We start from the raw sequence: 13,498 nt of genomic DNA, 5'->3' as shown, positions 1-13,498 counted from the left end.
CTCGATATGGTCGCTTTTTTACCCAATGGACCATTCTAGTATTTGACCAGCTTTAGGATATTATTCCTAATATTTCATTCTGTTTATCTCAATTGGTATCGAAAAATATCGTTGGTGAATTGTTTTTGCTGTGGAATTTTTACAAAGCCCGCCTAACCCCTTATGGGAACGGCGGTTTTTGTCCATACTTGTAAAATATCGCCTGGATCGTTTAGGACCCCATTTGGCGGGTTTTAGCCGGGCTGCCATTCCGATAGCCCTGCCGATAAGGAGGTTGCCATGCCTAACCGCTGGTATATTCATTTTTTGCGACTGCCCGTCCAAATTCGGGTTTTGTTTATTACGCTATTCTTTTTCGTTACATTTGGGGTGGGAATCCGTTTTCTTGAACCCGATACATTCCTAACTGTTTACGACGGGATTTGGTGGGCGTTTATTACCGCTACGACCGTAGGTTATGGAGATTTCGTCCCGCATTCTCTTTTAGGCAGGCTTGCTGCGGTTCTCCTGATATTATTTGGGGCCGGTCTTGTTTCGTATTACTTCGTTTCTCTGGCTACCGCGGCGGTAACAAAGCAGAACGCTTTGTCAGAAGGCAAGCTTGCGTATAAGGGCACCAGGCATATGGTCATTGTGGGCTGGAATGAACGCTCTAGAGAAATTATCAGCAAGCTGAACGATTCCGGCAGCCCGATAGAGATTGTCCTCATTGATGAAACGCTTGAGGAAAACCCAACCCAGTCTCGCTATGTCCACTTCGTTCAAGGCAAGCCCCACGTTGACGAAACCATTTTAAAAGGAAATGTCCCAAAGGCAGAAATGGTGCTGATCACCTCCGACCATAGCCACGAGGAGCTATTGGCGGACATGAACTCGATCCTTACATTGCTGACTATTAAGGGGCTTTGCCCGGAAGTGAAATGCATTATCGAAATCCTCACCCCCGAGCAGGTTGTGAATGCGAAACGGGCTGGTGCGGACCAGGTTCTTCAATCAAACAAATTGACAAGCATCTTTATGCTTAGCAGTATCCACTCGCGGGGGACGGGGCTGCTGTTTGATATTATTGGAGAACTCCAGGAAAACAGGCTTGCATCCGAGCAGGTAGCTGAGCATCTGGAGGGACGGACATTCGCTGAGGTAAAAGTGGCCTGGGCGGATAGGGAAAAGCTTTTGATTGGCATTAAGAGAGGAGAGGAACTGGTCATCAACCCTCCCCTTACTTTTAAAATCGAACATGGCGATGAATTTATTGCCATCCGTTAATTTTGGGAACCGTATTACTTAAAAGGAACCCAGGGGATGCTTCGGACTCATAACCGCGGAAATGCCTGGTTACTGTACAAACATGGGGCACCTTCGGACTCATAACCGCGGAAATGTCGGGTTACTGTCCGAACACAAGGAATCTTAGGGGCACGACGATAATATTTGTTCATAAAAGTCAAACAAAGCGCGGGAGCTAAAAACTCCCGCGCTTTTGAAATGTATTAGGTTTTAAAGAAGGGCCTCCTCAAGCTTTGCGATGAGGTCGTCCGTAATTTTCAGGTATTCAGAATCGATTGGGGCGTCCTTGTCCTCTGGTGACTGGAATTGGTTGACCGAAGCGGACACATTGCCGATATTCCCTCCCTTATCGACTCCATCCTGGTACTCATGGGCAAGAAGGAAGGGCGTGCCGATCCTGACTCTTGGATTCCCACCGTCGAGCTCGCCATCCACCGCCTGGAATGGCACCCTGAAAAAGTGGTATGCGCCGTCATCATTGATTTTATAGTCAAAGAAGCCCTTGTCGTAATCCCAGTTGCCTCCTACGCTGTAGCCAAGCGGCTTTAAGGTATCCTCAAGAACCTTGAAGGAATAGTCCTTCCCTTCAACATTGCTTTTAATCGGAATCATAGCAGCCCCTCTTTTCCTTTAATATTTTTTTAAAAGAGCTCCCGGCTACAGGTTGACTATTTTAGCCGTTTTTCCAGCTCAGCCTTCTTTTCTTCATAGCCCGGCTTGCCGAGAAGCGCGAACATATTCACTTTATAGGCTTCAACGCCCGGCTGGTCGAACGGGTTGACGCCGAGCAAGTAGCCGCTCATCGCACATGCCTTTTCAAAGAAATAAACCATATACCCAAACGAATACTCGTCCATTTTAGGAATGGAAACAATCAGGTTCGGCACTCCGCCGTCGGTGTGCGCGAGCATTGTTCCTTCAAATGCTTTATTGTTAACGAAATCGACTGTCTTTCCGGCCAAATAGTTCAGGCCGTCAAGGTCATTCGCTTCCTCCTCGATTGTGAGCTCATACCGTGATTTTTCCACTTTGATGATGGTTTCAAACATATCCCGGCGGCCTTCTTGGATATATTGCCCAAGCGAGTGTAAATCAGTCGAGAAATTGGCCGATGCAGGGAAAATTCCTTTCTGGTCCTTTCCTTCACTTTCCCCGAAAAGCTGCTTCCACCATTCGGAGAAATATTGCAGGCCAGGCTCATAGTTAATGAGCATTTCAATCGTTTTCCCTTTGTTGTAAAGCGCGTTCCGGACAGCGGCATATTGATAAGCCGGGTTGTCCTCAAGCTCGGAATGGCTGTAATCCTTCATCGCCTGAGCCGCACCCTTCATCATTTCATCAATATTGGCCCCGCTCACAGCGATTGGAAGCAAGCCGACTGCTGTTAAAACGGAATAGCGGCCGCCGACATCGTCCGGAATAACGAATGTTTCGTAGCCTTCCTCGTCCGCGAGCGTCTTAAGGGCTCCGCGTGACTTGTCAGTGGTGGCGTAAATCCGCTTCCGCGCCTCAGCTTCCCCGTATTTTTCCACAAGAAGCTTCCTGAACAGGCGGAAAGCGAGGGCTGGTTCGGTTGTCGTTCCGGACTTCGAGATGACGTTGATGGAGAAGTTCTTGCCATCTAGCAGGCCAATGACATCATGCATGTATGTCGAGGAAATATTGTTTCCGGCAAAAATGATTTGCGGTGTACCGCGTTTTTCTGCTGGAATCACGTTGTAAAAGCTGTTGCCAAGAAATTCGAGTGCGGCGCGAGCGCCAAGATAGGAGCCGCCAATTCCAATGACGATAAGAACATCGGAATCGGATTTGATTTTTTCCGCTGCTTTTTGAATCCGTGAAAATTCTTCTTTGTCGTAGTTTTCAGGCAGGTCGATCCAGCCGAGATAGTCGCTGCCTGCGCCAGTTTTTTCGTGGAGGGAGTGGTGGGCAACTTTTACCGCATCCCTTAAGTAAGTTAGTTCATGTTCGGCGAAAAAGCCGAGTGCTTTTGTGTAGTCAAAACGGATATGTGTCATTTGGGAACCTCCGTATTTTAGTGGTATCATACCCACTTTACCCAAAGGAAATCGGATAAGCAAGGAACAGGCCGCCTTGTAAGCGCGACCAATTCAGTCGATTTTCGCAGAAACGGCCGCACCCGTGGGTACAGCCGTTTTTTTTATAATGATGCGCGGAGGATCGCCACTACATCGTCCCTGTTCAAGGTAACGAACCCACCGAATTCGCCGTTGGCCATTGCTTTGTCGGCCATCAGTTCGATTTTGCTGTCATCGATGCCGTAATCGGCAAGGCGAGCCGGAGCGTCGATGCTTGTCCAGAATTCACGAAGCTTCTCAATTCCTTCAAGTGCTGCTTCCTCATCGCTTTTGCCGGATGGATCGACGCCAAAGACACGGACCGCCATTTGCTTGAACCTGGCAGGGTCCTTTTTCAAATTATGCTTCATCCAGTTCGGGAACAGGATAGCAAGGCCCCCTCCGTGTGGAATATCGTAGACAGCCGAAACGGCGTGTTCGATATTGTGGGTCGCCCAGTCGCCGCGGAAGCCCATATTGAGCATGCCATTCAAAGCCATGGTACCGCAAAATAGCAATGTTTCACGGTGCTCATAATTTTCAAGGTCCGCCAAAGCCTTTGGAGCTGTTTCCATTACGGTTTGCAGGAGGGATTCGCACATGCGGTCCTGGTAAGGCGTATTTCCCGCCTTGTGATAATAATGTTCGAATGTGTGGGACATCATGTCCACAATCCCGTAGATTGTCTGGTCCTTAGGAACAGTGAAAGTATTGACCGGGTCCAAAATCGAGAACTTTGGCATCGAATAAGGCGCAGCGCCCCAGCCGTATTTCTCATTTGTTTCCCAGTTGGTGATAACAGAGCCGGCGTTCATTTCCGAACCAGTCGCTGCCAGTGTCAATACCGTGCCAAATGGGAGGGCATCATTCACCTCGGCTTTTTTCAGAACAATGTCCCATGCATCGCCTTCATACTTTGCGCCTGCAGCGATTAGCTTGGTGCAGTCGATTACCGAGCCGCCGCCAACAGCAAGCAGCAGGTCGATTCCCTCGGACTTGCAGATGTCGATCCCTTTCCTGGCTGTGGACACACGCGGGTTAGGCTCGACTCCCGCAAGCTCGAACACTTCAGCGTCTATTTCATTTAGCAGCGAAATGACCTGGTCGTAAAGGCCATTCCGTTTAATGCTTCCTCCGCCATAGACGAGAAGTACCTTTTTTCCGTATTTCGGTATTTCGGTTTTCAATTCAGCCAGCTGCCCTTTCCCAAAGATCAAGCGAACCGGATTGTAGAAAGTAAAATTATCCATGTGATTTCCTCCTTTATACACATTATTATTATTTAGTATCCTTCAATAAATTGCAAAAAGTATGAACGGCAGCGGTTCGTGTATGTATAAAATTCCTCATCATGTCCACATTAGTAGTGATAACAAATAAAAGGAGGTTCATGATGAGCACAATTCAAAGGATTGCACTTGTCCTTACGATTATTGGAGCAATAAACTGGGGCCTTGTTGGGTTCTTCCAATTTGATTTAGTTGCTTCCATCTTTGGAGGGCAGGATTCGGCAGTTTCCAGAATCATTTACGGACTAGTCGGCATTGCGGGCTTGGTTAACCTTGGCCTGTTGTTTGCCCCAAGCCATGAAAGAGAAGAAGCAGCCCAAACCAACCCGACAAGATAGGTACGAACTTAGGCGAAAGCCAAAAACCTGTAGGACTCTTATTTACAAAAAACTTATACGAAAAGTCCCCGTGGCAATCCGCGGGGACTTTTCTATTTCCTATACCCAGCCTCTCCATATAGAGGCTTCAGCCATTTTTTTTGCTCCCGCCATATAAGCGGCAAGGCGCATGTTAATTCTCCGGGCTTTTGCTGATTCATAGATGGCATTGAAAGCCCCAGTCATTTTTACACGCAGGCCATGCTCAATTTCCTCAAGCATCCAATATAGCCCTTGTTTATTCTGTACCCATTCAAAATAAGAAACAATGATTCCGCCCGCGCCGGCAAGGACGTATGGAACTACAAGGATATCCCTGCCATCGAGTATTTTTTCTGCTCCAAGAGTTGTTGGCCCACCGGCAGCCTCGACGATGATGGAAGCTTGAATATTATGGGCATTTTCCGAGGTAATTTGCCCGGAAACAGCGGCTGGAACCAGAATGTCGCAATCCTGCTCCAGCAACTCCGCATTCGAAATCGTTCCTTCAAAGAGCGATGTAACCGTTCCAAAGCTATCACGCCGGTTAAGCAAATACTCGACAGGAAGCCCATCCGGGTCATAGAGAGCACCATAAGCGTCCGATATGCCCACAATGATTGCTCCTGTATCGTGAAGGTATTTCGCAAGATAGCTGCCGGCATTTCCAAACCCTTGGATAATGACACGGGAGCCCTTTAAACGAAGCCGTTTCCTTTTAGCCGCCTCTTCAACGCAAATCGCAACTCCTAGCGCGCTAGCTTTTTCCCTTCCCTCCGACCCGCCGAGGGAGAGTGGCTTTCCAGAGATAAATCCTGGAGAATCAAAGTTGCTCAACCTACTGTATTCATCCACCATCCAGGCCATTATTTGCGAGTTTGTGAACACATCCGGCCCTAGAATATCCTTTGCGGGACCTACAATTTGCGAGACCGCACGGACATACCCCCGGCTAAGCCGCTCCAGCTCTCCGAGGCTAAGGCGTCTTGGATCACAGGCAACCCCGCCTTTGCCGCCACCAAAAGGCAGGTCGGCAATCCCGCATTTAAGCCCTGTCCAGAGTGAAAGTGCTTTGATGATATCTGCATTTACGTCCGGATGGAAACGGACGCCCCCCTTGATTGGGCCGGCCGCATCATTGTGCTGCGCCCGGTAGCCTGTGAACACTTTAAAAGACCTGTCATCCATCATGACGGGAATGCGGACCTCAAGCAGCCTGGACGGTTCTTTTAATAGCTCATAGACTTCTTCCTTATAGCCCAGTTTCCCAAGCGCTTCCTTCATCACAATTTGCGTTGATTCTAGCATGGGGGATCTCCTTACCGGCTAGTGCCAATTTAAACAGCAGATTTATTTTCAAAGAATTATATTGTTAAAAAATACTGGAAGGATGTTAATCCATTACTCTGCCTTAGGTAAATCAAATTATTCTTTATCAATAACCTTTTTAATTCGTTCAATTGCCCAATCAAGCTCTTCCTTTGAAATGACAAGCGGCGGAGCGAAACGAATAACGGTTTCATGGGTTTCCTTGCAAAGAAGTCCTTCTTCCTTCAGTTCTTCACAATACTTGCGCGCAGGCTCGTTCAGTTCAATGCCGATAAACAGACCCCGACCGCGAACTTCTTTAATCCTTGGGTTGGAAATTTCCTTCAATTTGCCCATGAAGTATTCACCAAGTTCCAGGGAACGCTCGGCTAGCTTTTCATCAACGAGTACATCAAGGGCTGCAATGGAAACAGCACATGCCATCGGATTGCCCCCGAATGTAGAGCCGTGTGAGCCTGGGTTGAACACTCCAAGGATATCTTTATTCGCGACTACACACGAAATCGGGAATACTCCTCCTCCAAGCGCTTTCCCTAATATATACATATCCGGCTCAAAGCCTTCCCATTCGCAAGCGAACATTTTTCCTGAGCGTGCCAGCCCTGCCTGGATTTCGTCGGCGATGAATAGGACATTGTTTTCCTTACAGAGTTCATACGCCTTTTTCAAAAATCCTACAGGCGGAATGATGATCCCTGCTTCTCCCTGGATCGGTTCGATCAGGAAGGCCGCGGTGTTTGGTGTTATCGCTTCCTTCAACGCATCAATATCACCGTACGGAATCAGATTAATCCCAGGAAGCATCGGGCCGAAGCCTTTTTTGTACTCCTCTTCCGATGACAGTGAAACGGCTGTCATCGTCCGGCCATGGAAGTTGCCTATGCAGCCAATAATTTCAGCCTTATTATTTTCAACGCCTTTTTTAAAATAAGCCCAGCGCCTTGCAGCCTTGATTGCCGTTTCAACCGCCTCGGCACCAGTATTCATTGGAAGCGCCATTTCCTTATTTGCCAACTGGCAAATTTTTTCATACCACGGGCCAAGCTGGTCATTGTGGAAAGCTCGGGATGTAAGTGTTACCCGGTCGGCCTGGTCCTTCAGCGCCTGGATGATTTTCGGATGTCGGTGCCCCTGGTTGACAGCCGAATAGGCACTTAGCATATCCATATATTTATTGCCTTCAGGGTCTTCAACCCAAACACCTTCTGCCTTTGAGATGACAATTGGCAGCGGGTGGTAGTTATGTGCGCCATATCTTTCTGTTTGTTCAATTACATTCTGGGATTTTGTCGTATGTACCATTAAATTCCCTCCATTTTTTAAGGGCAGAGCCCCCGTATAATGACTACTATATACTGCTATCTATATTGTACATAAGAAAAGCTTTTTTTTGAACTACTCATAACTTAAGACAGGATTGTTCACGTCTGTAAAAGAATACTTCAATATCCGAAAAAAAGGCCTATTCCGATACGGGAACAGGCCTTTACATACATTTATTTATTTATTTCTTCCTGCTGGGATTGGTCAATCCATTCCTGCAGTTTTTCCTTTAAGGTGTTGAAGCCCTGCTGCTGTTCAGCTTCAGGCATGATTGCTGCAGCCTGGCGCTTTTGGCGCGGCTTCTTTGGCTTCGCAGGCTGGACTGGTGCTTCTTCGGTTGCGCGGATGGAAAGGCTAACCTTTCCCGCTTCCTCGTCAACGGACAGGACTTTCACATTAACCTCGTCCCCAACCTTTAAAAATTCATTAATATCCTTAACGTAACCGTGCGTAACTTCCGAAATATGGACAAGTCCCTGTGTATTCCCGTCAAGGGCAACAAAGGCTCCATAAGGCTGGATTCCCGTCACCTTTCCAGTCAGGACGCTGCCTGTTTCAATTTTCTCTGACATATAAACACTCCTAAGTTTTGTAGAATTTTATCCCTTTTATACGCAATATAAAATTATAACACAAACAAAGGATTAAATCAAAAGGCTCTATACATATCCCAATACCCATATTCCACAGAACACGCTTGAATAAACACAATTTCCTATGTCAGGATTGGAGGTGGCTGGGGTTGAAAAATACCACAAGGGCCATGGAATTATTTTTTAATAAAGAGCAAGAGGCTGTTTTTTCTTCTTTTTTCAATGTTATGGAGGATTCGAACGAGGAACTGGGTATGGTATTTGATATATACTCTATACAGATCAAATTTCACCTAGGGAGGGTCATATGAACCATACAGCAGAAGCTACGATTAAAGAGATAAATGGAATTGACCTGTACTATGAATGGCATTCCCGCAACGAGACAGCTCAAACAGTCGTCCTCTTGCATGGATTCCTGTCATCCTCTTTCAGTTTCCGGAAGCTCGTTCCGCTTCTGGCAAATGAATACAATGTGTTAAACGTGGATGTTCCCCCTTTTGGCAAAAGCGGTAAATCAACGAAGTTTCTGTATTCCTATAAAAATATCGCTTCAACGATAATTGCCCTTTTGAATGAATTGAATATTAAAAAGCCAATTTTGGCGGGGCACTCAATGGGCGGGCAATATGCCCTCAATATGATTGCACTGGAACCCCAATTGGCCAGTAAGGCGGTTTTGATGTGCAGTTCGAGCTACTTGGAGCCTCCTGGAAGGCTGCTATCCATTGGCAGCCGAATGCCGTTTTTCCATCTGGCAGTCAAGCGGTGGCTTGTCCGTTCGGGCGGTGTCAAAAAGAATTTAAAGCTTGTCGTCCATGATCAGTCTCTGATCGATGAGGATATGCTGCGGGGGTATATGCAGCCATTTTTGGACAAGCAAATGTTTCATGGGCTTGGGCGTCTAATCCACGACCGTGAAGGCGAGCTATCCCCGGAAGCACTCCGGAAGATTTTCACCCCGAGCCTGCTCGTCTGGGGAGAGCATGACCAAGTCGTTCCTCTTGCAGTTGGCAAAAGGCTGCAAGGGGATTTGAAAAATTCCGAGCTCATCGTACTAAAGAACACCGGCCACCTCGTCCCGGAGGAACGTCCCGAGGAGGTATACCGGCATATGCGGGAGTTTATTGAGAGAAGCAATGATCACTAATCGAACACAGTGTTAAAATAAAAACAGCGGAAATCATTTGAATGATTTGCCGCTGTTTTGGTAGCTTAGTTTCCGATTTCTGCAATGCCATAACCCCTATAAAAAGAGGGGAAAATTCACTTAAAATGAACAGGAGCTTTCATTTTTTATGAAAAGTAGCTTTTTCGCCACTTTCAGACAATTTTCGAGAGGAATAATCTGCTCGAAGGAGAATTCATATATGGACTGCAGCCGTACCGCAAGTTCTTCTTCAACATCGGATAAGTATACGGCCTGGATGGCATCAGCTATTTCTGGGTCATAGGATCCGCCGCCGATACCGAATGGATCCCATTCATTTAGCTCATCCGCCAAAAGAAGGTTTATCACCGCTGTTTCCATGCTATCACCTGCAATTCGATTAACTCGTTTTATCCAGTAAGCCTTAAAAGCCGATTGGTGAAAAATAATAAAACTAGCCGCTGTGTTCGTCAGGGGCATAGTTGAACCAATCGTGACCGTTCTGCCGCTTTATTTTACCATATATTTAATACGAAAAAAATTATGCTGTCGGGGGTCTATCATGAATTTCAATGAAAAAATCAACAGGCTAAACACCGCGTCAATAAAATGGGAGATGACCAAAGAGATTTACGGGACAGATGATGTCTTGCCAATGTGGATCGCGGATATGGATTTCCGTCCTCCTCAAGGATTAATTGATGCCGTCCAAGCACGGGTAGAGCACGGAATTTTCGGCTATACCTTTGTTCAGCCCTCCGTCCACGAAGCGATCAGCAGCTGGCTTTCTTCACGGCACGGATGGGCAATCGACCATTCCTGGCTGGCCTTTGCAAGCGGGGTTGTTCCCGCAATCGCCGCTTCGATTCAGGCATTCACGGAACCCGGGGATAAAGTTCTTATCCAGCCTCCTGTCTATAATCCTTTTTTTGAAATGATAGAAGCGAACGGCAGGTTGGTTGAAGAATCACCGCTCGTTTTAAAAGAAGGACGCTATGAAATCGATTTTGCCAACCTTGAGGACGCTTTAAAAAAAGGCTGCAAACTGTTCCTGCTTTGCAACCCTCATAATCCGGGCGGCCGTGTTTGGACAAAGGCAGAACTTGAACGGATTGGAGAGCTTTGCCTCAAGCATGATTGTCTAATCATCTCGGATGAAATCCATTCAGATATCATCTTCAAAGGCCGTATTCATGTGCCAATCGCGACCCTAAGTGGAGATATAGCTAATCGTTCGGTTACCTTTATTGCCCCAAGCAAAACCTTTAACCTTGGCGGCATTCAGGCAGCTGCGGCAATTATACCGAATGAGGGGCTCCGCGAAAAATTTAACGGCGCACAGAAAAAGCAAGGGTTCAAAACGCTGAACACGTTTGCCGCAATCACAACGGAAGCTGCATACCGGCATGGGGCCGAATGGCTTAATGCCTTATTGGAGTACATAGAAGAAAACATTGCATTTACAAAGGATTATTTGGCGAAAAACCTTCCTGCAATAAAGTTGATGGAACCAGATGGGACCTTCCTTTTATGGCTAGACTGCAGGGAAGTATCCTCCTCCGACGAGGAAATTCAGAGGATGCTTATTGAAAAAGGCAAGCTTGCCCTCGAGCCTGGCTCAAAATATGGGAGTGGCGGTGAGGGTTTTGTCCGGATGAATATTGCCTGTCCAAGGGAGGTACTGGAAGACGGTCTTTCCCGTCTGAAAAAAGCCTTTAGCTAACCGTTCGCCTGAAAGGATAAACAAAGGCCGTTCCGGTATCGGAACGGCCTTCAATCATATATTAATTCAGTTTCTGGAATGTTTCAGTCAGGACAGGGACGATTTGCTTTTTCCTAGATACAACACCATTTAAAATGGCGGTGTTGTCCTCCAGGCTAACATTGTAAGCCTGTTCCACAGCGGCGGCATGGCGGCCAATCGCAAGGCCAACCGAATCATTCTTCAAGATGTCGGTCACGACGAAAAGGAACAAATCGAGTTCTTTGGAATGAACAACTGCAGTGATGGCATCTTCAAGTTCAGCCTTTCTGTCCATAACATCGTTTATATCAACTGCATTAACCTGAGCGATTTCAACCTTTGCCGATCCCATTTGGAATTCTTTCGCATCAAGCGAAATCAATTGGGCAATCGACTTGTCACTTAGGTCCGCACCGGCCTTCAGCATAGCAAGGCCATAGCTCTCCGCATCGACCCCTGCAATTTCAGCCAGCTCTGCCGCAGCATCGATATCTTCCTGGGTGCATGTCGGGGACTTGAAAAGAAGTGAATCGGATATAATCGCTGAAAGCATCAGCCCGGCTGTGGCTTTTTCAATTTCAATTCCTTTTTCCTTGTAGATTTTGTTCAGGATTGTAGCCGTACAACCAACAGGCTCAGCACGGTAGTAAAGCGGGTCGCTCGTTTCGAAATTGGCGATCCGGTGGTGGTCGATAACCTCCAAAATGCCGACCTCGCCAATGTCATCGGCGCTCTGCTGCCTTTCGTTATGATCGACAAGGATGACGCCGGCTGCTTCACTCGCAACCTTCTCGACATAGCGTGGCGCTTCCACTCCGAAGGTTTGCAATGCGTGGGCAGTTTCACCGTTAATCTCTCCAAGACGGACAGCCTCGGCATCCAATCCAAGCTTTTTCTTCAGCTCCGCATATGCTATTGCAGAACAAATTGAATCTGTATCAGGATTTTTATGTCCAAAAACAAGAACCTTATTCATTCAAATTCTCTCCTTGATTGTAAATAAAATAATTCGCCTCGTCTATTTTACCAGTTCTGTTTCATCTTTTCTAACATGCATGCGAATATTTTTTTTGGCCCCGCCAAAATGATTTGATATCTGCCTTTTTTGAATCAGCGTCAGATTTTCGGTAAACATTAAGAATCAGAAAAAATACCGAAAGCTGCAGAAAAATGAAAGGGTGCTTATGGATGGTATATAGAAATCTGTCTCAATATCGTATCCCAAAAGGGAAAAAAGCGAAGTATTCGGGTGTTGAAGCATCATACGAATACACATCCGGCAATGAAATCGGCCGCGAAGACAAAACAAAGTCGAAAGAACAAAAGCTCGAAGGTGAATAGGTCAGGATGGATCTCCTAATAGGGAAGAAGCCTTTTCTCTTCTCGAGCCAGTACTTCCTTAAGTTCTGTTGCATTTGGAATCCCCAGTTCGTTATATGCATAAAGGATTCCGCCGGACAGCGGGGAAAGAACTGGCTCCCGGAAGACATAGTTTTTCACTCCCCTATGATTATTAAGCATTTCCATTAAGAGACCTCTTATATACGGATTGGTGGCTACCCCGCCAAAAACAGCTAGCGGGACTTGGCGGGCTGAAAACATACCTGAAACCAGTTCGATACCGGTAACGAGCGATTGGGAAGCATGGCGGCAGGCTTCGATTGCGAGACTGCTTCCCTTTTCGGCAGCATCGGTTACAATTCTCGCCATCTCCGATAACCTCTTGATTGCCTCAATCTTGTCTGTTCCAAATCCGCGTGCAGCAAGAAGCCTTAGCTTGGCAATGCTTGCTGCATTCCAGTAGGCAAGGACCCTTTCTGTTAATTCGGAATCACTTCCATCGTTTTTTTCTGACAATAGCCCGTATATGACCGAATACGACAAGTATCTTGCCCCCGCATCCGATTTATGGTTGAAATCATAATTTCTAACGATTCGCCCATTTTCGGTTTTACCTATAATAATTGAACCTGTCCCCGCCACGGCAATAATCCCGCTCCCACCGGAAAAGGCACCAAATTGGGCAAGCTCCGCATCATTCATGACTGCCTTCGGGCAATTGATTCCCGGCAGGCCTAAAAATTCATTTGCCCAGCTTTGGTCTTCGGGAGCATTCACTCCCGCAAAGCCGCCAGCCATATACGCTACGTCATCCATTTTACATCCGGCAACAGCAATAGCTTCTGTGATGGCATCACTAACGTTTTTCCCCGGCTGCCGGTTCTTTCCTGGATGGGAGCCAGTTTTTTTGGAAAACCCGATAATTTTTCCATCCATTCCTGCAACTACAGCCCGCGTATAGGTTCCCCCGCCATCAATGCTTACAACAACTTGTTGGTTCAATTTGAT

Annotated in this window: 14 protein-coding genes; 5 read left to right on the top strand and 9 right to left on the bottom strand. The window is 46.9% G+C overall.

The features are described 5' to 3' along the window. Window positions 1-279: 279 nt before the first annotated feature. On the top strand, window positions 280-1,266 hold the full coding sequence (locus tag AR337_RS19130) for a TrkA family potassium uptake protein (protein ID WP_059173629.1): 987 nt from the start codon (window positions 280-282) through the stop codon (window positions 1,264-1,266). A 231-nt stretch (window positions 1,267-1,497) separates the two neighbouring features. On the opposite strand, the gene AR337_RS19125 is transcribed toward AR337_RS19130, so the two are convergent. The 3 genes from AR337_RS19125 to AR337_RS19115 form a co-directional block, all read right to left on the bottom strand. Continuing rightward, window positions 1,498-1,899 (bottom strand): YugN-like family protein, encoded by a 402-nt coding sequence (locus tag AR337_RS19125; protein ID WP_059173628.1) that lies wholly within the window; start codon window positions 1,897-1,899, stop codon window positions 1,498-1,500. A 56-nt stretch (window positions 1,900-1,955) separates the two neighbouring features. Then, window positions 1,956-3,305 carry a glucose-6-phosphate isomerase gene (locus tag AR337_RS19120; protein ID WP_059173627.1) on the bottom strand — a complete coding sequence of 450 codons (1,350 nt, stop codon included), beginning with the start codon at window positions 3,303-3,305 and terminating at the stop codon, window positions 1,956-1,958. 143 nt (window positions 3,306-3,448) lie between these two features. After that, on the bottom strand, window positions 3,449-4,615 hold the full coding sequence (locus tag AR337_RS19115) for an iron-containing alcohol dehydrogenase (RefSeq protein WP_059173626.1): 1,167 nt from the start codon (window positions 4,613-4,615) through the stop codon (window positions 3,449-3,451). Between the two features lie 143 nt (window positions 4,616-4,758). On the opposite strand from AR337_RS19115, the gene AR337_RS19110 reads away from it, so the two are divergent. Further along, window positions 4,759-4,992 carry a DUF378 domain-containing protein gene (locus tag AR337_RS19110; protein WP_059173625.1) on the top strand — a complete coding sequence of 78 codons (234 nt, stop codon included), beginning with the start codon at window positions 4,759-4,761 and terminating at the stop codon, window positions 4,990-4,992. Between the two features lie 99 nt (window positions 4,993-5,091). On the opposite strand, the gene AR337_RS19105 is transcribed toward AR337_RS19110, so the two are convergent. The 3 genes from AR337_RS19105 to yugI all read right to left on the bottom strand — a co-directional run bounded on the left by AR337_RS19105 (window position 5,092) and on the right by yugI (window position 8,234). Further along, complete coding sequence (locus tag AR337_RS19105; RefSeq protein WP_059173624.1) at window positions 5,092-6,318, bottom strand: Glu/Leu/Phe/Val dehydrogenase; 1,227 nt, start codon at window positions 6,316-6,318, stop codon at window positions 5,092-5,094. 117 nt (window positions 6,319-6,435) lie between these two features. Next, on the bottom strand, window positions 6,436-7,641 hold the full coding sequence (locus AR337_RS19100) for an ornithine--oxo-acid transaminase (protein ID WP_059173623.1): 1,206 nt from the start codon (window positions 7,639-7,641) through the stop codon (window positions 6,436-6,438). A 194-nt stretch (window positions 7,642-7,835) separates the two neighbouring features. After that, entirely contained in the window at window positions 7,836-8,234 is a 399-nt protein-coding gene (gene yugI / locus AR337_RS19095) for a S1 domain-containing post-transcriptional regulator GSP13 (RefSeq protein WP_059173622.1), read from the bottom strand. A gap of 328 nt (window positions 8,235-8,562) precedes the next feature. On the opposite strand from yugI, the gene AR337_RS19090 reads away from it, so the two are divergent. Next, window positions 8,563-9,405 carry an alpha/beta fold hydrolase gene (locus AR337_RS19090; protein WP_059173621.1) on the top strand — a complete coding sequence of 281 codons (843 nt, stop codon included), beginning with the start codon at window positions 8,563-8,565 and terminating at the stop codon, window positions 9,403-9,405. 120 nt (window positions 9,406-9,525) lie between these two features. Here the strand turns inward: AR337_RS19090 and AR337_RS19085 are convergent, their stop codons facing one another. Then, complete coding sequence (locus tag AR337_RS19085) at window positions 9,526-9,786, bottom strand: DUF1871 family protein (protein ID WP_059173620.1); 261 nt, start codon at window positions 9,784-9,786, stop codon at window positions 9,526-9,528. Between the two features lie 181 nt (window positions 9,787-9,967). Between AR337_RS19085 and AR337_RS19080 the strand changes: the two genes are divergently transcribed. Further along, window positions 9,968-11,128, top strand: coding sequence for a MalY/PatB family protein (locus AR337_RS19080; protein WP_059173619.1), 1,161 nt, complete (start codon window positions 9,968-9,970; stop codon window positions 11,126-11,128). 61 nt (window positions 11,129-11,189) lie between these two features. Here the strand turns inward: AR337_RS19080 and AR337_RS19075 are convergent, their stop codons facing one another. Further along, the gene (locus AR337_RS19075) at window positions 11,190-12,125 is read right to left on the bottom strand and encodes a manganese-dependent inorganic pyrophosphatase (RefSeq protein ID WP_059173618.1); all 936 of its coding nucleotides are present in this window, start codon (window positions 12,123-12,125) and stop codon (window positions 11,190-11,192) included. A gap of 212 nt (window positions 12,126-12,337) precedes the next feature. Between AR337_RS19075 and AR337_RS23345 the strand changes: the two genes are divergently transcribed. Then, on the top strand, window positions 12,338-12,490 hold the full coding sequence (locus tag AR337_RS23345; RefSeq protein ID WP_156424460.1) for a hypothetical protein: 153 nt from the start codon (window positions 12,338-12,340) through the stop codon (window positions 12,488-12,490). Window positions 12,491-12,505: 15 nt separating this feature from the next. Here the strand turns inward: AR337_RS23345 and AR337_RS19070 are convergent, their stop codons facing one another. Beyond that, the gene (locus AR337_RS19070) at window positions 12,506-13,492 is read right to left on the bottom strand and encodes a BadF/BadG/BcrA/BcrD ATPase family protein (RefSeq protein WP_059173617.1); all 987 of its coding nucleotides are present in this window, start codon (window positions 13,490-13,492) and stop codon (window positions 12,506-12,508) included. Window positions 13,493-13,498 lie beyond the last annotated feature (6 nt).

The organism is Bacillus sp. FJAT-27445 (assembly GCF_001510665.1).
GTDB lineage: Bacteria > Bacillota > Bacilli > Bacillales > Cytobacillaceae > Bacillus_D.
The sequence above is the reverse complement of the archived record's forward strand: the minus strand, read 5'-3'. Positions and strand labels throughout refer to the sequence as shown.